The following is a 19608-nucleotide window of genomic DNA, read 5'->3' as shown; positions in this document are numbered from 1 at the left end:
TTCGAGAGAGGCATCGATGACGCGCACCGACAGTGACAGCTGGGACCTGGCCACCAGTGTGGGGGCCACCGCGACCATGGTGGCCGCGCAGCGTGCCCTGGCCACCGCGGGGCCGGACAAGCTGATCGACGACCCCTGGGCGGCGCCGCTGGTGCGAGCCGTGGGCATCGACTTCTTCACCCGGATGGTCGACGGCGATATTCCCGTGGTCGAAGGCGGCGACTACGACCCGGTCGCGGTGGCGCACGGCATGGGCGTGCGGACCCGGTTCTTCGACGATCACTTCCTGTCGGCGGCGCGCAGCGGCATCCGCCAGGCGGTGATCCTCGCCTCCGGCCTGGACTCCCGGGCCTACCGGCTGGACTGGCCGGCCGGCACCGTGGTCTATGAGGTCGACCTGCCCGAGGTCATCGACTTCAAGACCCGCACCTTGGGCGACTTGGGCGCCCAGCCGACCGCGCAGCGCCGCACCGTCGCCATCGACCTGCGCGACGACTGGCCGACCGCGTTGCGGGCCGCCGGTTTCGACCCGCAGGCGCCCACCGTGTGGAGCGCGGAGGGCCTGCTGATCTACCTGCAGCCCGAGGCCCAGGATGCCCTGTTCGACACCATCAAGTCGCTGAGCGCACCGGGCAGCCGGGTGGCGTGCGAGTTCATCGGCGACACCTCGGTGTTCGCCGGCCCCGAGTGGCGCGCCCACCGGGAGAAGATGTCGGCGCTGGGATTCCAGGTGGAGATCGGCGATCTGATCTACCACGGCGAACGCAACCACATCGTGGAGTACCTGACCGCCGCCGGCTGGACGGTCACGGGCCGCCAGGTGCGCGAGCTCTACGCCGAGTGCGGCCTGGAGTACGGGGACGACGAACTGGCGATCGCCTTTGACGACTTGACCTATCTGAGCGCCGTGCTCGACGAGCCGTCGGTATGAAACGGGTCACAGCCTGTGGGGCGCGACAAAGCGAGCGTCCGAACTTGGTGTGGTGCCCCCAGCAGGGCTCGAACCTGCGACCTGCGGATTAAAAGAGCGCTGTACCTGGCGTTTACGGCTTTGACCCGCTTTGATGAGTTTACCGCTCGTGTATTCCGACCTGCGCGGATGCGTTGATGGGTTTGATTGAAAAACGGCGGTGTTGAATCCTCCTGCGGACTGGCTGCGGACTGGGGGCTGCATCCCGGCGGCGTGGGTTGACGACCCGCGAGGGGGCTGGCCAGATCGGCCAACGGCTAGTGCGGGTTCGCCCGGGCACCTCGACACGCTCTTGATCACATTTTGTACCGTGCTTTGTCCCGCCCGTGCGGCTTGGTGGCACCCAACTATGGGCCGACTACAGGATGACCCGGCAATGTTGTGCGTGGCCCGACCATCGCTGACCTGCATCGGAAGACCGGTCGGGTGGACGTTCCACGGCTTCACGCCCAGCCTGAGGTCGAAAAGACCGTGGTACCTGGCGGAATCGATCGTCGTGGGGATCATCCAAGCGCCGGGAGCGCGGTCAACCGCCATCAACTGGCTCAGGACGGCGGGTTCCGACCGCCTGGCTCACTCGCTGATCAAGATGCTGTCGGCACACGTCGGTATCCTGAAAGGGCCTCATGAGCTGCGAAGGATGCTGGAGAATGGTGGATATTAACCGTGGTCGAGTGACCTACGTTCCCGTCCCCGACGAGGCCCTGAAGCACAAATGGGACCACTTAGAGCGACTCCGCCAGGAGCGTCTGGCCAAGGTCGTCGAGGAGCAGCGCCTGCGCGACCTGGTGAACAACCCCCACCCCTCCGATTAGGAGCCGAAGCCGATGAGCGCTGAACGCGGCTGGATCGGCGAGCCGCAGCCGGTCAAGGAGTGGCACGAATCCCGCGCCACCGCCGCGAGTCGCTGGGTCGAGGCCGAGCGGCTTCGTCGTCGGGAGCGTGGGGACAGCCGACCGGTGACCGTGGACTACTGACCGTGCGCCGCATCCTGGCCGCCCGCGAGCAGGCCGCGTGCGCCGCGCCCGAGGAAGTAGCCGCTGGCCCGCCACCACCGACCCAGAACACCTGGCCAAGCTTCGTGCCGACAACGAGCACCTCGACCGCATGAACGCCCATGATCCACAGGGGCCCAAGTGGTCCAAGATGTGTCCCTCGAGCGGCTCCTGGTCGCTGCCACGTCGGAATGCTGGTGGCCGCGACCAGGCCAACTTCTCCCCCGCCCAGGCGCTTGGGGAGGGCCGCCGAGCAGGTCCGGGCCACTAGCGGCAGCGCTACCCGTGCATCTCGCTTGGGCACGAGCACCGAGTGCGATCGCGGCAATCGTCACCGGGAAGCAGCGGGAGACCTCCGACCAGGAGCGCCACGGCCTGGATGACTACACCCCGTTCCGAAACTCCGGACTGTCGTTTACGACAAACGACTCCCTGTTAACCTGCTCACAACACCACACCCCGGAGGTAGGCCGTGACAACCGATGCGAACGCGAGCGCAGGATTGGTGGAACGTGGAAGTCCACGTTGGATCGCTGGGTTAGCAGTTCTAGTCACTGGGGGCGCTCTTGTTCTTTCAAGCTTTCTAGAGTGGGTCCATGCTGTAACTCCTGACTTCACGTACTCAATTCCTGGCATCGGAGAGACCTCTACAACATTTGGGAGGATGACGGACTCCTACGCGGGCACTAATCCCGGAATGTGGGTCCTCATCGTGGGCTTGGTGGCCGTTGCGTCCGGTTGTGCTTTTCTGTGGACAGGGTGGAGAACACCGGCAGCGCTGACCGCAGCCATCGGCGGCGGCATCAGTTTCCTCCTCTGCCTGATGCAGGCCATGGACCTTACCTCGGTAGCAAATCCGCATGGCGGGCGTGCACATCTATCTATCGGGATGGGGTTGCTGTTCGCCTGTGCATTAACTCTGGTTCTCGTTGCTGTCGCCGTGACGGCATTTGTTCTTGAGCGATCCTCAATCGGTTCACGGTCCGACAGCTAGCAGTAATCCGATTGTGAAGTGCACTGCCCGTCTGACCGTTCCGTATGACGACGACGAGACGAGCTCACCTCTCCGCCACTGATCGCATATTGCGTCCGTAAGCATTCATACCACCACAGAAGGGAACAACATGAGAAGACTTACAATTTCGGCCATGGCCACATTCATGGCCTTGTTATCGGTTGGCACCGCTCATGCCGATAACAATGACGACAATTTCGTTGCGAAGTTGAAGAGCGTAGGGGTCACCGGGGCTCCTGCTGATTTAATTAGAAACGCCCACCAGGTCTGCAATGGTCTCGATAATGGCGTTACTCCAGATGCTCTCACCGAGCTATTCGTCTCCCAGATGGGCTTCGCACCAGCTCGAGCAGCGAACTTCGTAGCGTTATCAGCTGCACATTACTGTCCGAAGTACGACAATCTGCAGTTCGAACATCCCCACTAGATGGCGGATCGAGGGTCTGGGCACGTCGCCGGTCAAACCTCACGAACGAAAGCGGGGATCGCGGCGATCTTTGTGGCGGTCGCAGCTGCTGCATCACTCGTCGCAGGCTGTGGGTCCGAGAGCGCTCGGTGGTCGGACTCGCTGCCGCATTCGATGGGTTGTCGAGTCGTTGACGGTGGCGACCCGGCGATGACGCCTCCTGAGCGGGTGCGAATCACTGAGGCGAGGTTGAGTCGGAGTGGCTCGTCCTTACTGCTGCTCGAACTGAAGTTCGCAGAGAGTGTTCCGCCGAAACCGGAGGTGATAACCGGATCGTACGGAAAGTCGATTCTGGCTCCTGGGTCGGTTTCCTACATCATCTGGATCGACCCGAAGCACCTGCCGAAAGACCAGGGGATGCAGATCGAGTCGCCTTTGGCGACAGACATTCACAAGTGGAGTGCTGACGTTTCGCTGATCCAAGGTGCCGGTAATTCCATCCCCGCACCATCAGTCAGCTCGGACCGTGACACCCTCACGATCGCGGTGGATATAGGTGGCCAGAACAGATTTCTTGGCACGGGCAAGTTCGAGGCAAATATCGAGGTCATGGTCATGATCGAGAACTCGGCGGGTCTCAGCGAATACCCCCAGCCCCCCTCTGACCCCTTCGATACGCAAGTATGCGACTGGACCACACGTCCGCAGCGGCGCAGCTCAGCCCAGCCGACACTCAGTGCGCCCGCGACCACCCGTCCGTCAGCGGTCGTAGTACCAGCGCCAGGTGCCTCAGCAGACCCGGGTCCAATGGACCCCGGCTACTGCGGCGCACGCCAAGATCCCCTCGACTGTGTGCCATACGTTGGCCCGACGCCACCGCCACCCAACCGCGCCGAAGCTGCCTACCTCAACAACGTCCGAGGCCACTACCCCGGCGATGACGCGACACTGCTGAAAATCGGTCGCGGCACCTGCATCATGCTGCGCGGCGGTACATCGACCGATTACGTGGTTCACGACGTCGCTGCCCACATGAAGATCACAGCTGCAGCCGCAGACCAGGTGGTGGACGCTGCGATAGCGAACATCTGCCCCGAGCTGACCGTCGGCGCTGATGGAGTAGCCAGACCTGGCCGGTGAACCGCCAGCGGCCCCCATGTCGGACCCCGGACTTACCGTGCTGATGAACCACACCGATAGGAGAGGACGCTATGGAGGGGACACCGTTCGGGCGGTACCGGCTGGTAGAGGTGCTGGGCCGTGGCGGCATGGGAGAAGTCTGGCGGGGCTTCGACACCGTCACCGAGCGGACGGTGGCCGTCAAGGTGCTGCCCGCGCATCTGGCCGGTGACGAAGGGTTCCAGCAGCGATTCCTGCGGGAAGCCAAGGCGGCGGCCAGCCTCAATGAACCACATGTGGTACCGATCCACGACTTCGGCGAAATCGATGGCCGCCTGTTCGTCGCCATGCGGCTGGTCGACGGCCATGACCTTCAGGCCCTGCTCGCCCACGGGCCACTGAGTCCAGACCGGGCGGTAGCGATCATCGAGCAGGTCGCCTCGGCGCTGGACGCCGCGCACCGCATCGGGCTGATCCATCGTGACGTCAAACCGTCCAACATCCTCGTCACTGAGGACGACTTCGCCTACCTGATCGACTTCGGGATCGCCCGGGTCGCCGGGGAGACCGGATTGACCAGTACCGGGATGACGCTGGGGACGTGGCCGTACATGGCCCCGGAGAGGTTCCGAACCGGCGTAGCCGACGCCCGCGCCGATGTCTACTCGCTGACCTGCGTGCTCCACCAGGCGCTGACCGGGCAACAGCCCTTCCCCGGCGAAAGCCTGGAGCAGATCGCGACAGGCCACATGTTCGACCCGCCCCCAAGACCTTCGGCCATACAGAGCAGCGTCCCCGCAGCGATGGACAACGTCATCGCTGTCGGCATGGCGAAAGACCTCGACGAGCGCTACGCCACCACCCGGAAACTTGCCCAGGCAGCGCGAGCTGCACTTCCAAAACCCGTCAGCCACGCAACGATCGCCGCCGCCGGGGCGGAAACCCTCGCGGCTCCCACACCCGAACTCCACGAAGCGCCTACCCAATACGCGTCGACCGAGGTTGCGCCGGTCGATAGCGCAGAATCAGAGCTGCAACTATCTGACGAACCACCATGGCGACCAAACACCGTGATCGGCGCCTTGCTCACCACAGGGCTAGCGGTGGCATTGCTCGTGTTGATCGGCGTGTTTTCCTTCCTGCCGATCCTCGGCCCCCTCGACGCCGGGTGGAATTTCAATATCGTCTTTTGTGTCATCGGAGTTGAATGTCTCGCCATGACCGCACTCGTGGGTTGGGGCGCAGTCGCTGCCTATAGAGGTGTCACCCCGAAGGGTCTGCTCTACGCACCCATAGTGCTTGGAGGCCTCTCTGCGCTGCCATTCCTGGTCGGGTTAGCACTCGGCGAGGGCTCATGGCAGCCGACAATCCTGCTACTGCTCCCGCTGATCCTTCTGGTGCCGGGTTCGTTACTGGTAATGACGCGGACAGGTAACGACTTCTTTCAGGCCCGTTCGCGGGGCCAGGGGACGACGTAATCGGGGATCTTCCCCACGCGGAAGGGGCTGGCGGGGCGCGCAGTACACGCCACCATGCGGCGTCTCGATTCTTTAGTTCCGAGACGGCTTCACGAGCCGGTCTCGATCACCACGTATCCGCAGGTGGAAATTCTTGAAAGTTGTCTCGTATTAAAACGATGACTGTCGGCCTTTCGAGATACAATAATGGGCATGACCGTCGCCACCACTCCCCCGGCCACCGGCCAGCTGCTGGGCTACGCTCGGGTATCCACCGGTCACCAGTCCCTAGATGCCCAAGCGGACGCGCTCACCGCCGCCGGGGTCGAGTCGGACCGCGTCTACTCCGACAAGCTGACCGGCACGTCGACCAAGGAGCAGCGCCCCGGCCTCGCCGGGTTGCTCGACTACGCCCGACCCGGAGACACCATCGTGGTCGTCGGGATCGACCGACTGGGCCGCAACGCCGCCGAGGTGATGGCCACGATCCGCGACCTCGGTCAGCGCGACATCATCTTGCGCTCGCTGCGGGAGGGCATCGACACCTCGAACGCGACCGGTCGGATGGTGGCAGGGGTGCTGGCATCCCTGGCCGAGTTGGAGTTGGAGTTGGGCCGGGAGCGGCGTGCAGCGGCCAAGGCGGCGCGGAAAGCCCGCAACCTGCCCATCGGGCGGCCGCGTGCTCTGACGCCCGACCAGATCGCTCAGGCCGAGCGGATGCGGGCCGCAGGTGAGCCGGTGCCCGAGATCGCCAAGCTGCTCGGTGTCTCGCGACCAACGATGTACCGGCTGCTGGCGGGAAAGGACTGATCTGCCCCCAGTCGCTGAGGCTCTACGAAGGTCCGCAGCTAGGGGTCGATGGTGTGTCGCCTCCGGCGCGGACGTCATGTGAATCGTCTACCATCGGCGGCGTGACCGCTTCGGCTTCCGGGTCAAGACCAACACGCGCAAGGTAGTTGTGGCGACCCGCTCCGGTGCCTTCGGTCGTTTGCCTTAGCGCAGCCAGATCGAGAAGGTTCGGAATCCCCTCAACCTCACCCCAGGCCCATCCGGCAGCCGCGTCGGGGTTCCGTGCCATGGCCAGCTGGATGTCTTCTATACGCCGTTGGTGTTCCGCAGTTACGGTGACGGAATCGGCGACTATCCACACACGCAGGCCTGAGCCAAGCGTCATTCGGCCTACGTCACCGACGATGTTGCTGATCGTCAACCCAGCATCAGGTTCCCCGAGGAGTACGTAGAACCGGAGATGCTCTGGCGGTGTTGGGGCCGGAAACCAAAGAATCGGGCCGCCATCACTTGGACGGCGCTCCTTGAACGGGGCCGAGAAGGTGATGGCGGGCGTCAGAATTGCCGCCGCAAGTCGCCAGCCCGGCCACCTATCGGCAGGAACCTCCCAACGCGCCAAGACGCGGTCGGAACCCTCTGGTAGGTGGCGGGCTGCGGCCTGGGTCGTCAACGCCATACGCCACCTCCTCGGGTGAAGGCTCAGCTTCATATCCTTCATCATCGAACGCGTCCCGATGTAGATGTCGGCGCTGTTTTTCGCTCCAGTCACAACCCAGGTCAGCGACCGGCGGCCATCAGGACACCCCGCTGCCCAGCGGATCGTGCCAGGACCTTCTAGGTAGATAGGGTCAGGCGGTATCAGCACTCCGCCGAGTATGCCTGCGGGCGGTGGCAGGATAAGCGGAATGCCGATCTATCAGCACGATCCTGCGATAGCCCCGCACTTTCCAGAACGTCACCGGCGGTCATCCCTCCTTCGGCTCGTGGAGTTAGTCGGCTGATGTCTGACGTCGCAGCCGAATGGGTCGAACAAAAATGGAGTGAGTACGCAGAATCGATCGAGGCGTTGGCGGCCCGGGTCGGGGACCCTGACGACTTTCGGGTGATCTCGCGCAGTTCGTTGGCCGGAGACGACACCAAGTCTCACCCGTTTGAGGTCAGCCATGCGTTGCGCCACATCATCAATGCCTCCGTTGACCAGCTACACGGCGTGAAGGTGGTGGTGCGGGACGCCAATTACCAACACCTGGCGGTGAGTAACACTCTTGTACGGGCAGCACTGGAGAACACCGCGACTGGACTGTGGATCTTGGGCCCCAAAGCCCGGCCTCAACGGATCGAGCGTGCACTGCGCTGGCATGCCAGGAACTATCACGACTTCGCGAATTATCTGACTTCCTCGGGATCTTCAACGGCGGACATGTTGAAACGAAATGCCGACAGTCTGGACCAGATCTCCGATGTCGCAAAACGTTTGGGGATCGACGCAGATCGCGCCAAGTCGGGTTTAAAGGTCACCGAGCCGATCAAGGGTGGCGCGCTGTACACCGAGTTGCCGGTGTACAACGATTGGCAGATCACGTCGGGGTTCGCGCATGGGCGACCGTGGGCACATCAGGGGTTCTTACACCGCGAGCAGGTCGATGGAGGCACGGACGGTCACCTTGTCTATCGGATGACCGCACGTGAGGACATGACCCTCTACTTCGCCGTGCAGGCATTGCACCTTTTGGGCGAGCTTCTGCGGTTGCGAGATCGACGGGCCGGTCTTGCGATGCCGCCACGGCCAGATGGATTACCAGATCATGAACCGAAGGTGCGACAGCCACACAGGTGATTCCGGCGACCTGGGCCGCGCGACACCTCGTTAGTTTCCGTGCGGGGGCTGGCCGCTGCTGCCGCGAATGGGCGTAGGGCGGCCTTCCACGCAAGATTGGCGACGCCGACGCCGCCAAGGCGCGTGGGATCCGGAGAAAGGCATCGCGGCCACGGACATCGCCAAGATGCTCAGCGTCTCCCGCGCCACCGTGTACCGGCACCTCGCCGAGACTGCCGCCTGACCAGCAGCGAATAACCAGGCCTACCAGTGCGCCTCGTAAGCGCGGGGTGCGGACCAGTGCACCGCGAACGCCCTCCAGGTACCCCGCCCTCGCCCAGGCCTACGCCGACTTCCGGATGTTGTGAGCCCGCGGCTGTCGGTAGGCAATGATGAGGTCGTTCACAGTCGACGCGGAGGGTCTCAGGGGTATGGGTTCGATCCATGACGTGATCGAGGTGCTGCGGCAAGCGCCGTCGAACTCCGAGCGGGGCACCGAGTTCGAGAAGCTGATGGTGCGCTACTTCGAACTCGACCCGATGCTGGTCCAGCAGTACGACCAGGTGTGCCGGTGGATCGACTGGCCCGGCCGCAACGGCGCGATCGACACCGGCATCGATCTGGTGGCCCGTGAGCGTGATAGTGGTGAGTATGTCGGGATTCAGTGCAAGTTCTACGAGCCGGGAAACACCCTGCCGAAAGGCGAGATCGACTCCTTCCTCAACGAACTCGGCAAGGAGCCGTTCACCAAGGGCATCATCATCTCCACCACCGACCGGTGGGGCAAGAACGCCGAGGAGTCACTGGAGGGCCGCTCCAAGCCGGTGAGCCGCATCGGGTTGGACGTGATCGCCGAGTCGCGCATCGACTGGGACATCGCCTGGCCCGCCGGGCAACTCCAGATCGAACTCACCCCATCTCAGCGGTTCGCCCCCCGGCCGCACCAGGAACAGGCCATCGCGGCCGTCCTGCGCGGCTTCGCCGCCGGGAACGACCGGGGCAAGCTGATCATGGCCTGCGGCACCGGGAAGACCTTCACCGCGCTGCGGCTGTGTGAGCGTGCCGCCGCCGATAACGGTGGGGCGGCGCGGGTGTTGTTCCTGGTGCCGTCGATCTCGCTGCTGAGCCAGACGCTGCGGGAGTGGACCGCCCAGACCGAGCTGGACCTGCGGGCGTTCGCGGTCTGCTCGGACATCAAGGTGTCGCGCACCGTGGAGGACTACAACGTCCACGACGTGCCGATCCCGGTCACCACCGACCCGGCCCGCCTAGCCGCGGAGATGGCGCACCGCAAGCGTGCCGCCGGGCTGACCGTGGTGTTCTCCACCTACCAGTCCCTCCCGGCCGTCGCCGCTGCCCAAGATGCTGGGGTTGATGAGTTCGCGCTGGTCGATGGCGGCGCGACCACTAAGAGCCTGGAACAGGTCCAGCAGGTGCTAGAAGCACATGCAGCCGGTGCGGCGATCACTCGAATCGCGACCCACGTCGGGGTGCACCACGCCACCGTCCGCAAGATCATCAACGCAGCCTCCGGGTACCGGCAGCTGGCCACGGTTGGATGAGTAACCCGCCGCTGGAGTAGGCCGCCTTGCTGCCGACCTGGCTGGGGTGGCGCAGCTGGCCGAATACTGCCGATGTCGACCGCACGGAGGTCTACTCGCTGACGCTGAGGCATACCCTCCGGGGTGGATCTGTCCCCGAGTACTCCTCATGTCTGCTGTTGAGGCTCGTTCCGCTATACCTCCGACCCTCAGTGCACCGGCAAAGGTGCAGTTCAGGGAAGTATCCTCCAGTAGTGAGGCGGGACCGTGGGAGCCTGGTTCCGGTGTGTTCGGTGATAGACCTTGTGGCTGTGGTTCCTGGGCGTGTACCTGTCTGTGCTCGGAAGGTGTTGTCCCCTCCGTGAATCTCCAGGTCATAGCCTCTGACTTTGGCTGTCGAGGTCATCGCTACCCACAACTGTTCCTGGTGGTGGGCGGCGACCAGGAAGCTGTCATGGACGGGCAGGGCTGGGATGCGCTGGCGAAGTAGGGACAGCATCACTTCGACGGCGATGTCGGAGTCGACCCTCTGGAGGCGAAGTCCTGCCCCGGAGCCGATCAGGTTGCGAGCTCTCCAGTGTTTGCGTGTTAGGCGCGAATACACGATGCGGGCCCGCTCCCGGTGTTCCTGGCTGGGGTAGCACCTTCTTTCTTGCTCGGCCTGGTGCATGGCGATCGCGCCGACGGCGCTCCGTTTGTTGGCAGCGTTGATCGCGATGTTGGTGGCCACCTTGACCTCATCGCGGGTGAAGCCCGGGATCTCGTAGGGGTGGCGGGGGCGGCGTTCACCTTCTTCGGCGTAGCCCAGCGACAGGTGCAGGGTTGAATAGTCCAGTTCGACGGTGGTGTGCGCTACGCCGTCGATGTCGACCCGTACTCGCTGTCGATCCACCTTGGGCATGTTCTGGACGGAATTTCCCAGGAAGTAGAGCCTGCCTCCACGGCTGAAGTCGCCGTTGAAAATCCTCACCAGCCAGGGCAGCTGAACTGCACGCCCCTCCACGTGGGGGTGGCACAGGGTGTGCATGCGGGCGTTGATCTCGGCCATCTCGGCCCGCATGCGCCGGGTTTCGTCGGTGTCGGCATAGTCCACCGACTTACCGTCCTTGTCGCGCAGGAGGATCAACTCTGGGGTCTTCTCTGCCCTACGCGGCTCAGCGAGATCAATCAGCCCGGAGACCAAGTCGAGCAGCGCGGGGGTGGGTTGGGCGTAACTGCGGTACGAATCACCGCCCGGGCCGGGGTTGCGCTTGCCTGTCGTCTGGGTGATGTACCCGCGACGCTGCAGCCAGTCCGACGCCCTGGTGACGTAGTGGTAGGAGAGAAAATCGATGGTGCGGTAGCGGCGGGGAAGGTCACTGTAGAAGTCGCGCGATCGTGAGTAGAACGTCTGCTTCCCCTGAGCCTGCCAGTTGACCACGACATCGCGCACCATCATCGCCGTGACGTGCCGCCAGTCCGCATTCATCCCGGCATCCAGGCCCAGCGCCTCGGCGATAGCGGCGGTCTGCTCCCGTGACCAACCCAAACGCAGCTCGACATGAGTACCGGAGGCGATCCACTCCGGCATGTCGCCATAGAGTGTTTCAATCGCCGCCCAGCCCCTGTGCTTAAAGCGCACTGAAGCCCGCTGTGTGGGCCGTGTAGCGACGACCTCGCCGACTTCCGCGCCCCCACCTTCCTGGCTCATCGTCGGGCCCCTCGTCGGGCGGCAGTACGGTAGGTCAACATCACCCAGCGGTGCCTCTGACGATCCTTCTGAACACCCGGGAGCGGACCGCCCACACAGCCCGAAAAGGCAGGGTAGAGCCCCGAATAGGCTAGCCGAACTCGAGCGGCCACATTACCGCCGATCCTGGGATCACCTCCGCCATCGTTGCCCTGGGACTTCACCCGAGCCTCATCGGTCACGGTGCGTCGCTTCAGCACGCTCCTGCGCGCGCTGCAACCGTTCGCGCAGCCTCTTAGCGTGCGGGCCGCCGGAGTCCGTTTCGACGTATCCTTGACGGATACCAGTACCCAGCGCGGCGTCAGGATTCAGCAAGCGCTGCAGCCGGTCGTGGAGTCTCTTGTCGGGCGTCGCGCCGGAGTCCGTTCGGACGGGTCCTCGACGGATACCAATACCCAGCGCGTCAGCCCGATCCAGCAGGGACTGCCGCCGTGCGTGGTACTCCTCCAGATCCAGATTCTGATCCAACTTGGACTGCCTGATGGTCAGCTCCTGCCGCAGGATCAGCTCGTCGATCTCGCGCTGCAACAGCTCCAGCTGTGAGTCCTGCAGCCGCCGCAGCCGCTGCAGCCCCGACGCTACGTCAGGCAGGTGCAGCAGCACCCGCTGATCTGCGGCCCGCAACGACACTTGCTCCAGTTCCTCGTCATGCCAGCGCGCTTGGATGCGGTATATCTCGTCGCTCATGCTGGTCGCACCACGGGGAGGTGGTATTCCCGGACATCAACGTCTAGGGCAACGTTCGGCATCCGCCCAGATGTGGGCGACTCGCTGATGATGACAGTCGTGGGCGGTTTCACCGGGAAACACCCCCGCGAACGGTCGCGGCCTTCTGGGTGGCCAACCACTCGTCCAGATCAGCCACGTCGTAAAAAACCTTGGAGCCGATGACATAGCTGGCGGGACCGATCCCCGCGTGGCGGTAGTACCGGAGCGTACTTTCGGCAAGGCCGGTGTACTCCGCAGCGCCTGAGGTGGGCAGCCTGCGCGGCGGAAAAATGGGATTAGGCACCATCATGGACCCCTTTCAGTGTCAAACGGCAACCACTCTGGTAGCCGAGGTCAATTGACCTCCCTGTGGTGGTTGCCGGACACGAGGTCCTGCGAGCAGCAGACTACATCATTGTGATTGGCCCGCGCCAGCGTTGGCTGCTTGCCGTACGGCGGAATCCAACGCTGCAGACAGGTTGTCGAAGTCGTCGGGTAGCTGATGGGCGTAGACGTTCATCGTCGTGATAGGGGACTGGTGGCCGAGAAGTTTCTGCACAGTCACAACGGATGCGCCGGATGCCAGCGCAAGTGATCCAGCTGTGTGTCGCAACGTGTGTGGAGTGACTCTAGGCAACCCCGATGCGGTGCAGGCCTTCTCAAGACGAAGTGCGAACCAGTCACGGGGGATCCAACCTCCGTCGCTGTGCGGGAACACGAGCTCGGTGGATGCGCGCCCCACGATTTGGTCGGCTACCAGGTCCATTACAGACGCGGGCAGCGGCACCGATCGAGTCTGATCTGTTTTGGTCGTACCCTCCACCATTCCCAGTTTTGCGACACTGGTCACCGACCGCGTCACAATGACTCGGCGTCGAACGGTGTCGACATCACCGACGCGCAGCGCGGCCAACTCGCCGTACCTCAGCCCGCCGTAGCCCAAGACGAGGACCATGGTGCCCAGCTCGCCTGCGGAGTCAGCCAGCGCGCGCACCTGCTCATGAGTCAGGGGTGTCTTCTCCGGGACTGTCTTTCGCGGCAGCTGGATGTCGTCGGCAGGGTTGAGGCTGATGTAACGGGTTCGCACGGCGTACCGCAGCACCTGGTCCAAGACCTGGTACGCCTGCACCACCCTGGCCGCAGACAGGCCTTTGGCCTCGTGTCCGGACTTAGCCCGCGTCGCCTTCCTCTGACGTGTTGTGGGATCGGTGGCCAGGGTGTGCACCCACGCCTGGACGTCGGCATGGGTGATGTCCCGCAGAGGGGTGTCCTTCCACCTAGGGAGAACCACGACGTCGAGTAGGGACCGATAGCCTGCGCGGGTCTTGGGTTTGAGGCCACTTTTTGATTCGAACCACGGTTCGGCCACAGCGGAGAATGTTGCGGCACCACGACGGGGGTCCGCATACGTACCTGTCGTCAGCTGGGCGGTGATGTTCGTCACGTGTTGTTGAGCTTCGGCCTTACGCTCGAACGAGACCGTCCGCTCCTGCCCGTCGTGGTCGACCCAGCGGGCCAGCCAGCGACAGCCTTGGCCATGGCGTGCGCTGGTCACCATGGTGGCAGGCGTTCCGTGCTTTGGATCAGTGCACCAAGCGCCGGGACCAGCGTGATTAGCCGGGTCTGGCACCTGCTCGCCAGGGCGCGGTTTGCGGTGCCAACGGTCTTCGACCCCGGCGCGGCTCTTGCGTTTCACCAGCTCAATCGTAACCGTCCTGCGGACTGTCTGCGGACTGTCGTGTCAACACTACTCGCCGTGAGGGTCGAAAATCGCGTTTACCAGGATGTTTCCCGTGCCCCCAGCAGGGCTCGAACCTGCGACCTGCGGATTAAAAGTCCGTAGCTCTACCAACTGAGCTATAGGGGCCGTGCTGGAACAGGATACTGCCTGCGCGCTCGGGCTCGATGGGGGCCGGGTTTGAGGTTTCGGTCCACCGTGCCCTAAGCTAGCGAAGCTCCCAACGAGAACCGTTGCGAGTGCCTCGGAGAGATTCGGTTCTGGCCCCCATCGTCTAGTGGCCTAGGACGCCGCCCTTTCACGGCGGTAGCACGGGTTCGAATCCCGTTGGGGGTACTCGCATCGTAGTAACAACGGAGCGAACAGCAAGGCCCTGTGGCGCAGTTGGTTAGCGCGCCGCCCTGTCACGGCGGAGGTCGCGGGTTCAAGTCCCGTCAGGGTCGCTTTAACGGCGAGGCACCTGGTGCCTTCCGGCCAGGTAGCTCAGTTGGTACGAGCGTCCGCCTGAAAAGCGGAAGGTCGCCGGTTCGATCCCGGCCCTGGCCACGTCAGAGGCGGTTTTCGCCTCAATCCTCACGGTCACTTGACGTTTATTCGTCGTTTATACCCACCGCCCGGTCGAGAATGTCGGCCACTTGGGCGTGAACCCGCCCTCGGTTCATGTACACGTCTTGGGTCATGCTCGGGCGGGCGTGCCCGAGCTGGTCGGCCCCGATCCGGGCGGACAAGCCGCTGTCGTCGATCAGGGTTGCGACCGACTTGCGGAAGCTATGACTCGACACGTCCGGCAGGCCCAACTCGTCGCGCACCTCGCGCCACTGCTTCCCGAAGTTGTCCGGGTCGCAGTGTTCCGGTCGACGAAGGGAAAATCACCCCGGCGGTGTTCGGTCCTCGCCAGGTGCTCTTCCGTGTGCGCAGCATGGTGACCGCAAACTGCGGCAGCGGAAGCGATCTCGACTTGCCGCCTTTTGTGGTGTCTTGCCAGAGCAGGCCTTCGCCCTTGAGCCGGACCACGGACCCGACCACGGTGAGCGTCTTGGCATCCAGGTCCACGTCCTCCCAGCGCAACGCGAGCAGCTCTCCGCGTCGAAGCCCGGTTGCCGCCAGCATCGTCACGGGGTCGGCGAGATCCTTTGCTTGGCATGCCTCCGACGACGTGATCGCCGCCAGCAGTGCGCGCACCTGCTCCATGCCGATCGCCGCGGCACCCTTCTTCGTGATGTTTCGCTGCGTGCGGCGGCGCTTCAACTCGCGCACCGGATTCGTAGTGATCACCCCGGCCAACACCGCGTCGGTCAGCACTGAGTTCAGAGCCACCTTGGTGTGGCGTTCGCGGGTATCGCCATGGTCGCGGCGGATGCCGCGCAAAATCTCGTCGAGGAGCCCAGGTGTCGCCTCGCTGACCCTGATATCGGCCATACGGGACCGTACTGCTGCGATGGTGGCCGCATACGTGTCCACGCTCTTGGGCGCCAGCTCACCGTCCTCGCGGCACCGCTGGATGTAGCGGTCCAGTAACACCCCAAGGGTTGTGGTCCCGCTGATGCTTCCGCTCCCCGGCGGCCGACGGCCTGCGATGGCATTGACCAGCTCGGCCTCGGCGCGGGCACCGTACTCGTCTGCGATGCCGACCGGAGTCTTGCGCTCTACGCGGCGCGTGACTCCGTCGAGGTCACGAACTCGGCAAGTGGCCACCCAGACGCCGCCGCCAAGGTGTCTCCGCAGGATCTTTCCGTGCTGCCCGATCCGTAACGGTGGTCTACCCGCCAAGGCGTTCGTCCTCTAAAGGGTCAGATACCACCACGGCATGAAGCGCCTCTAGCTCGCCATCGACGTTCTCAAGTTCATCCCAGATAGCCGAAATTTCCTGTGTGACAGTAGCTCTAACATCCGGGCTCGTTCGGGCAGACTTCGCGATCGTGGTCAGTTTCGTCATCTGCTCTCGGAGTTGGAGGCGCTTCCGGGAGAGCTCTACCACGAGGGCGGCTTCAGAAGTTCCGAGGTCGCTGTGCTGTTTGGCCAACTTCAGGCCTACTCGCTGGGGCGACGGCTGATAGATCCGCTCGCCGGAAAACCACCTCAGCGCGCTGATTGATGGGACTGGAGTGCCAGGAACGATTTCGACGGGACCGTCAGGCAGGTCGGGGTAGAGGAGATAGGCCGGAGGCACCGTCAGCGCGGCCGCAAGAACAATGATTTCCGCTGTGCTGACGTAGCGTCGGCGGCCAAGCTCAAGATCAGAGATCACCGATCGGGTGACGGTGTAGCCGAGTGCCTCGGTCCGGTCGGCGAGCCACTGCGCGGACCTCTTGCCCCTCAGGGTGCGAACCGTTTGGGCGATCCGTAGTGCCTGCTCCTCGGCCCAGTCCACCGGCGGCGTCTTCCAGGTGTGCGACTCACCAACAGTTTGCGTCATAACACGCAGTATAGCAATTATCTATGACATGTTGCGGAAATGGACGATACTCGGTACAACTGATGTTGGTGTCCGCAGAACTGAATCGTCATCGGCGATAGCTGCGGAGACAAACGAGAAAAGGAGGGCTTCATGAGCGAATCGCCTGAGCACTGCTGGTTGCCCCGGGCGGAGCTGGCCAAGCGGTGGCAGATGCCAGAGGCGACCCTCAGTCAATGGGGTTCGCAGAAGCGCGGGCCGAAGTACGCGAGGTTTGGTCGCCACGTCCGCTACCGGCTCAGCGACGTTATCGCGTTTGAGAACTCACAGCTCCGCGGCGGGGAGGTGGGCTGACGTGACTCGTGAGGACAAGCGTGATCGCTACGTGGCCGACCTGAGTGGAGCCATGAGCAACGCCATCCCCGAAAAGGTCATGCAGGACCTGGCTGAATTTCCGGTGGGAGTTGTCGGGCGACTCTATGAGGCCGGTGGCCGCTACGAGGAGAGTGAAGAGTTGCCCGACGAGGTAGCTCATAGGCTGCTCGACCTACGCTTCGAGGCCGACAAGGTGCTGGCCACACACTTTGGTGCCGACTCGTTCGAGGGGGCAATCGACCTGGTCAACCGAGTTTATCGCGGCCACGAACGCGTCACTGTGATGCTCCAAGCCACGGTCGATGAGGCATACCAGGGTGAGCCCATGAGCGCGCTGGCTGAACGACTCCAGCGTCACAAGGCGACCGCCGCGAAGGGCCGTCTCAAGGATCGGTGTGAGAGGCCGACTGGTGGTGAACGGCGGTGATCGAAAACCTGACCGTCCTCACTTTGCTAGTCGGATCTGTCCTCCTGGTGGTGGATTCGACCTGCGAAGTTGTTGCCCGCCGTCGTAGGGCCGGTTCGCACCGGGATAGCCGTGAGGGTAGCTCTGAGGGCTCCGCGGCGACTGCTCGGGCAACAGGCGTGGTCTCCGACTGGCCAACCGGGGTCAGGAGTGCCGAGTGATGACACGACGGGATCGTCTCCCGCTGCTCGACGAGGCCGCGTTGGCCGTCGAAGTTAAGGCAACGACCGCCGAGTCGGACAAGAAGTCGGCGGCGGCCAGCCATGACGCGGAGCTGTCTCGGGTGCGCGTCGAGCGTGGCGTGGTCGTCCCCGGAGACGAGGAGACCCCCGGCAGAACCGGGGGTACCTCCGACGGCGACAGCCTCACCACAAAGCAAACCGTCGCCCCTGACCATACCGGAGGTTCGGGTGGTTTCGACGGCCTCGCGGCTAACGCGGATCTGGATTTTGTGCTCGGAACGGCAGCTCTCGACTACGCACGGCGCGGCTGGGAGGTGCACCCGCTCAGGCGCGGTGACAAGATCCCGGCCACGCCTCACGGGGTCCTCGACGCGACGTCGGTCGGCCTGGGCAGCCGCAAGTACTGGTCGACCTGGGCCAGGTATTCCCGTTCGCCAGGGCCGCTGGCGAACGGCTCAGCGGTTGCGGAGGGTGCCGCTGCCACACAAAGGCTGCCTATCGCCAGCAGGACGGAGACTCCCGTTCCGAGGCGATCTCGCTGTCGCCATCCGGTGCGCGCAGTGGGCCGCGCGCAGGTCAATCCGTCGATCAGTGATCCCGAGACCACCGTTCTACTTCCGTTTTTCTTCAACTTCGCTCTCCTTGCTCAGCCCAGGTGGGCTGATTGCATGTCGCTGACCGAAGTGTCGCTGCCTTCGGCTGTGCGGGTGCCCAGTTGGGGGCAGGGATGAATCACCCGCGATCTTCGCCGGGCGCGCCATCGCCACCAGGGGCGTTGCGGCCGCCGCCAGTTCCGCCATTTTCGCCTTGGCCGCCGGATTGGCCGTTGCGTCCAGTACCGCCGGTTCCGCCCTCGCCTCCACGGCCATGGTTTGGCGCGTCTAATAACAATTGGCCTCCACGGCCGCCGTCCCCGCCAGCCCCACCAATTCCGGTGGTATGAGCCTCGCCGCCGTCGCCGCCGTTGCCGCCGTCGCCGCCCGCGCTGGGCGATGAGCTGCTGTAGCTAATGCTGCCGCCGGCCCCGCCGACCCCACCAGCGCCGCCATGGCCGCCAGTACCGCCACTGCTGGCCAGTCCGCCGGAGCCGCCAGCGCCACCAGCGCCGCCACTGCCAGTGCCATAGAAACTGCCGCCGGTGCCGCCGGTGCCGCCGGTTCCGCCGGTTCCGCCGCCATTGCCTACCCTGACCAGGCCACCAGCGCCGCCTAGGCCACCAGCGCCACCCTCGCCGCCCGTACCACCGCTGCTGCCGTCACCACCGGTACCTCCAGCACCACCATCGCCGCCCCTGCCGTCGTCGCCATTACCGCCGTCACCGCCGCCGCCACCGTCACCACCGGTGCCGTCGTCGCTGCCTAGGCCGCCAGCGCCGCCAGCGCCACCGCGACCGCCGCCATCGTTGGTGCCGCCGTTCCCGCCGGTACCTCCGTTGCCGCCGTGACCGCCAGTACCGTTGTCGTTGCCGTCACCGCCAACGCCACCATTGCCGCCGTCGCCCCCAGCGGTATAGCCCCCGCGCCCACCGGCCCCGCCCTGACCTCCGTTGCCGCCGTGACCGCCAGTGCCGTTGTTGCTGCCGTCGCCGCCCGCGCCACCATCGCCGCCGTTACCCGTATAGCCGTTGCCACCGTTGCCGCCGTGACCACCCGTGCCGTTGTTGTTGCCGTCGCCGCCCGCGCCGCCGTTGCCGCCGCTACTCGGATCGCCGTTGCCGCCGTTGCCGCCGTGGCCGCCGTGGCCACCAATGCCGTCGCCGTTAGCTAGGCCTCCAGTTCCTCCAGTTCCTCCAGTTCCTCCAGTTCTTCCGGCGTAAGGGAAAATGGTGTGGCTGCCGTCACCGCCATGCCCGCCATCCCCGCCGTTGCTGCCGCCTCCAGCTCCGCCGCCACCGCCGCCGCCACCGC

At 64.3% G+C, this 19608-nt stretch carries 22 protein-coding genes, 4 tRNA genes and 1 pseudogene; 18 read left to right on the top strand and 9 right to left on the bottom strand.

What is annotated here, in order from left to right:
- Positions 1–16: 16 nt before the first annotated feature.
- The 11 genes and pseudogenes from AWC02_RS04925 to AWC02_RS04890 form a co-directional block, all read left to right on the top strand.
- On the top strand, positions 17–931 hold the full coding sequence (locus tag AWC02_RS04925; protein ID WP_085127674.1) for a class I SAM-dependent methyltransferase: 915 nt from the start codon (positions 17–19) through the stop codon (positions 929–931).
- 713 nt (positions 932–1644) lie between these two features.
- On the top strand, positions 1645–1785 hold the full coding sequence (locus AWC02_RS21840; RefSeq protein ID WP_165757851.1) for a hypothetical protein: 141 nt from the start codon (positions 1645–1647) through the stop codon (positions 1783–1785).
- A 12-nt stretch (positions 1786–1797) separates the two neighbouring features.
- The gene (locus AWC02_RS21835; RefSeq protein ID WP_165757850.1) at positions 1798–1947 is read left to right on the top strand and encodes a hypothetical protein; all 150 of its coding nucleotides are present in this window, start codon (positions 1798–1800) and stop codon (positions 1945–1947) included.
- Between the two features lie 682 nt (positions 1948–2629).
- Positions 2630–2959, top strand: coding sequence for a hypothetical protein (locus AWC02_RS21595; protein WP_133055604.1), 330 nt, complete (start codon positions 2630–2632; stop codon positions 2957–2959).
- 154 nt (positions 2960–3113) lie between these two features.
- Entirely contained in the window at positions 3114–3407 is a 294-nt protein-coding gene (locus tag AWC02_RS04920) for a DUF732 domain-containing protein (protein WP_165757849.1), read from the top strand.
- A 189-nt stretch (positions 3408–3596) separates the two neighbouring features.
- Positions 3597–4526 carry a DUF732 domain-containing protein gene (locus tag AWC02_RS04915; protein ID WP_165757848.1) on the top strand — a complete coding sequence of 310 codons (930 nt, stop codon included), beginning with the start codon at positions 3597–3599 and terminating at the stop codon, positions 4524–4526.
- Between the two features lie 71 nt (positions 4527–4597).
- A complete protein-coding gene (locus AWC02_RS23005; protein WP_085127671.1) occupies positions 4598–5983 on the top strand; it encodes a serine/threonine-protein kinase in 1386 nt (461 codons plus the stop codon).
- 192 nt (positions 5984–6175) lie between these two features.
- Positions 6176–6772 carry a recombinase family protein gene (locus tag AWC02_RS04905; RefSeq protein WP_085127753.1) on the top strand — a complete coding sequence of 199 codons (597 nt, stop codon included), beginning with the start codon at positions 6176–6178 and terminating at the stop codon, positions 6770–6772.
- A gap of 979 nt (positions 6773–7751) precedes the next feature.
- Positions 7752–8588 (top strand): hypothetical protein, encoded by an 837-nt coding sequence (locus tag AWC02_RS04900; protein WP_085127670.1) that lies wholly within the window; start codon positions 7752–7754, stop codon positions 8586–8588.
- A 67-nt stretch (positions 8589–8655) separates the two neighbouring features.
- On the top strand, positions 8656–8811 hold the full coding sequence (locus AWC02_RS22960; protein WP_336385667.1) for a helix-turn-helix domain-containing protein: 156 nt from the start codon (positions 8656–8658) through the stop codon (positions 8809–8811).
- A gap of 187 nt (positions 8812–8998) precedes the next feature.
- A pseudogene (locus AWC02_RS04890) lies at positions 8999–9958 on the top strand (restriction endonuclease); the annotation flags it as partial.
- Between the two features lie 262 nt (positions 9959–10220).
- Here AWC02_RS04890 and AWC02_RS04885 read toward each other — a convergent pair.
- The 5 genes from AWC02_RS04885 to AWC02_RS04865 all read right to left on the bottom strand — a co-directional run bounded on the left by AWC02_RS04885 (position 10221) and on the right by AWC02_RS04865 (position 14412).
- On the bottom strand, positions 10221–11798 hold the full coding sequence (locus AWC02_RS04885; RefSeq protein ID WP_133055603.1) for a hypothetical protein: 1578 nt from the start codon (positions 11796–11798) through the stop codon (positions 10221–10223).
- Between the two features lie 210 nt (positions 11799–12008).
- On the bottom strand, positions 12009–12524 hold the full coding sequence (locus AWC02_RS04880; RefSeq protein ID WP_085127667.1) for a hypothetical protein: 516 nt from the start codon (positions 12522–12524) through the stop codon (positions 12009–12011).
- A gap of 109 nt (positions 12525–12633) precedes the next feature.
- Positions 12634–12852: a helix-turn-helix transcriptional regulator gene (locus AWC02_RS04875; RefSeq protein ID WP_085127752.1), complete on the bottom strand. Its 219-nt coding sequence runs from the start codon at positions 12850–12852 to the stop codon at positions 12634–12636.
- Between the two features lie 105 nt (positions 12853–12957).
- On the bottom strand, positions 12958–14103 hold the full coding sequence (locus tag AWC02_RS04870) for a tyrosine-type recombinase/integrase (RefSeq protein ID WP_237160327.1): 1146 nt from the start codon (positions 14101–14103) through the stop codon (positions 12958–12960).
- Positions 14104–14339: 236 nt separating this feature from the next.
- Positions 14340–14412, bottom strand: a tRNA-Lys gene (locus AWC02_RS04865).
- Between the two features lie 134 nt (positions 14413–14546).
- Here AWC02_RS04865 and AWC02_RS04860 point away from each other — a divergent pair.
- The 3 genes from AWC02_RS04860 (at position 14547) to AWC02_RS04850 (ending at position 14829) form a co-directional block, all read left to right on the top strand.
- Positions 14547–14619: transfer RNA gene (locus AWC02_RS04860), tRNA-Glu, on the top strand.
- A gap of 33 nt (positions 14620–14652) precedes the next feature.
- Positions 14653–14726, top strand: a tRNA-Asp gene (locus AWC02_RS04855).
- 29 nt (positions 14727–14755) lie between these two features.
- Positions 14756–14829, top strand: a tRNA-Phe gene (locus AWC02_RS04850).
- Between the two features lie 44 nt (positions 14830–14873).
- On the opposite strand, the gene AWC02_RS22835 is transcribed toward AWC02_RS04850, so the two are convergent.
- From AWC02_RS22835 to AWC02_RS04835, 3 genes are all read right to left on the bottom strand, one after another.
- A complete protein-coding gene (locus tag AWC02_RS22835) occupies positions 14874–15092 on the bottom strand; it encodes a site-specific integrase (RefSeq protein WP_085127666.1) in 219 nt (72 codons plus the stop codon).
- Positions 15052–15978, bottom strand: coding sequence for a tyrosine-type recombinase/integrase (locus AWC02_RS22830; RefSeq protein WP_133055602.1), 927 nt, complete (start codon positions 15976–15978; stop codon positions 15052–15054). Before AWC02_RS22830 ends, AWC02_RS22835 begins: the two co-directional genes overlap by 41 nt.
- Positions 15979–16042: 64 nt before the next feature.
- The gene (locus tag AWC02_RS04835) at positions 16043–16699 is read right to left on the bottom strand and encodes a helix-turn-helix domain-containing protein (RefSeq protein WP_085127664.1); all 657 of its coding nucleotides are present in this window, start codon (positions 16697–16699) and stop codon (positions 16043–16045) included.
- Positions 16700–16831: 132 nt separating this feature from the next.
- Between AWC02_RS04835 and AWC02_RS04830 the strand changes: the two genes are divergently transcribed.
- The 3 genes from AWC02_RS04830 to AWC02_RS22445 all read left to right on the top strand — a co-directional run bounded on the left by AWC02_RS04830 (position 16832) and on the right by AWC02_RS22445 (position 18432).
- Positions 16832–17032: a helix-turn-helix transcriptional regulator gene (locus tag AWC02_RS04830; protein ID WP_085127663.1), complete on the top strand. Its 201-nt coding sequence runs from the start codon at positions 16832–16834 to the stop codon at positions 17030–17032.
- 1 nt (position 17033) lies between these two features.
- A complete protein-coding gene (locus AWC02_RS04825; protein WP_085127662.1) occupies positions 17034–17480 on the top strand; it encodes a hypothetical protein in 447 nt (148 codons plus the stop codon).
- A gap of 199 nt (positions 17481–17679) precedes the next feature.
- Entirely contained in the window at positions 17680–18432 is a 753-nt protein-coding gene (locus AWC02_RS22445) for a bifunctional DNA primase/polymerase (protein ID WP_237160326.1), read from the top strand.
- A gap of 150 nt (positions 18433–18582) precedes the next feature.
- Here the strand turns inward: AWC02_RS22445 and AWC02_RS22825 are convergent, their stop codons facing one another.
- The gene (locus AWC02_RS22825; protein WP_133055601.1) at positions 18583–18825 is read right to left on the bottom strand and encodes a hypothetical protein; all 243 of its coding nucleotides are present in this window, start codon (positions 18823–18825) and stop codon (positions 18583–18585) included.
- Positions 18826–19141: 316 nt separating this feature from the next.
- On the opposite strand from AWC02_RS22825, the gene AWC02_RS22820 reads away from it, so the two are divergent.
- Entirely contained in the window at positions 19142–19468 is a 327-nt protein-coding gene (locus AWC02_RS22820) for a hypothetical protein (protein ID WP_165757847.1), read from the top strand.
- Positions 19469–19608: the final 140 nt, after the last annotated feature.

Origin of the sequence: Mycolicibacter engbaekii (assembly GCF_002101585.1) — a bacterium.
Lineage (GTDB): Bacteria > Actinomycetota > Actinomycetes > Mycobacteriales > Mycobacteriaceae > Mycobacterium > Mycobacterium engbaekii.
The sequence above is the reverse complement of the archived record's forward strand: the minus strand, read 5'-3'. Positions and strand labels throughout refer to the sequence as shown.

Excerpts from the sequence above, each read along its gene's own strand:
- AWC02_RS04835 (WP_085127664.1), bottom strand. The coding sequence starts at position 16,699 with ATGACGCAAACTGTTGGTGAGTCGCACACCTGGAAGACGCCGCCGGTG.
- AWC02_RS04830 (WP_085127663.1), top strand. The coding sequence starts at position 16,832 with ATGAGCGAATCGCCTGAGCACTGCTGGTTGCCCCGGGCGGAGCTGGCC.
- AWC02_RS23005 (WP_085127671.1), top strand. The coding sequence starts at position 4,598 with ATGGAGGGGACACCGTTCGGGCGGTACCGGCTGGTAGAGGTGCTGGGC.
- AWC02_RS04900 (WP_085127670.1), top strand. The coding sequence starts at position 7,752 with ATGTCTGACGTCGCAGCCGAATGGGTCGAACAAAAATGGAGTGAGTAC.
- AWC02_RS21835 (WP_165757850.1), top strand. The coding sequence starts at position 1,798 with ATGAGCGCTGAACGCGGCTGGATCGGCGAGCCGCAGCCGGTCAAGGAG.
- AWC02_RS04915 (WP_165757848.1), top strand. The coding sequence starts at position 3,597 with ATGACGCCTCCTGAGCGGGTGCGAATCACTGAGGCGAGGTTGAGTCGG.
- AWC02_RS04870 (WP_237160327.1), bottom strand. The coding sequence starts at position 14,103 with ATGGTGACCAGCGCACGCCATGGCCAAGGCTGTCGCTGGCTGGCCCGC.
- AWC02_RS04925 (WP_085127674.1), top strand. The coding sequence starts at position 17 with ATGACGCGCACCGACAGTGACAGCTGGGACCTGGCCACCAGTGTGGGG.
- AWC02_RS22445 (WP_237160326.1), top strand. The coding sequence starts at position 17,680 with ATGACACGACGGGATCGTCTCCCGCTGCTCGACGAGGCCGCGTTGGCC.
- AWC02_RS04880 (WP_085127667.1), bottom strand. The coding sequence starts at position 12,524 with ATGAGCGACGAGATATACCGCATCCAAGCGCGCTGGCATGACGAGGAA.
- AWC02_RS04920 (WP_165757849.1), top strand. The coding sequence starts at position 3,114 with ATGGCCACATTCATGGCCTTGTTATCGGTTGGCACCGCTCATGCCGAT.
- AWC02_RS22825 (WP_133055601.1), bottom strand. The coding sequence starts at position 18,825 with ATGGCACTGGCAGTGGCGGCGCTGGTGGCGCTGGCGGCTCCGGCGGAC.
- AWC02_RS22960 (WP_336385667.1), top strand. The coding sequence starts at position 8,656 with ATGGGCGTAGGGCGGCCTTCCACGCAAGATTGGCGACGCCGACGCCGC.
- AWC02_RS04875 (WP_085127752.1), bottom strand. The coding sequence starts at position 12,852 with ATGGTGCCTAATCCCATTTTTCCGCCGCGCAGGCTGCCCACCTCAGGC.
- AWC02_RS04905 (WP_085127753.1), top strand. The coding sequence starts at position 6,176 with ATGACCGTCGCCACCACTCCCCCGGCCACCGGCCAGCTGCTGGGCTAC.
- AWC02_RS04885 (WP_133055603.1), bottom strand. The coding sequence starts at position 11,798 with ATGAGCCAGGAAGGTGGGGGCGCGGAAGTCGGCGAGGTCGTCGCTACA.
- AWC02_RS21595 (WP_133055604.1), top strand. The coding sequence starts at position 2,630 with ATGACGGACTCCTACGCGGGCACTAATCCCGGAATGTGGGTCCTCATC.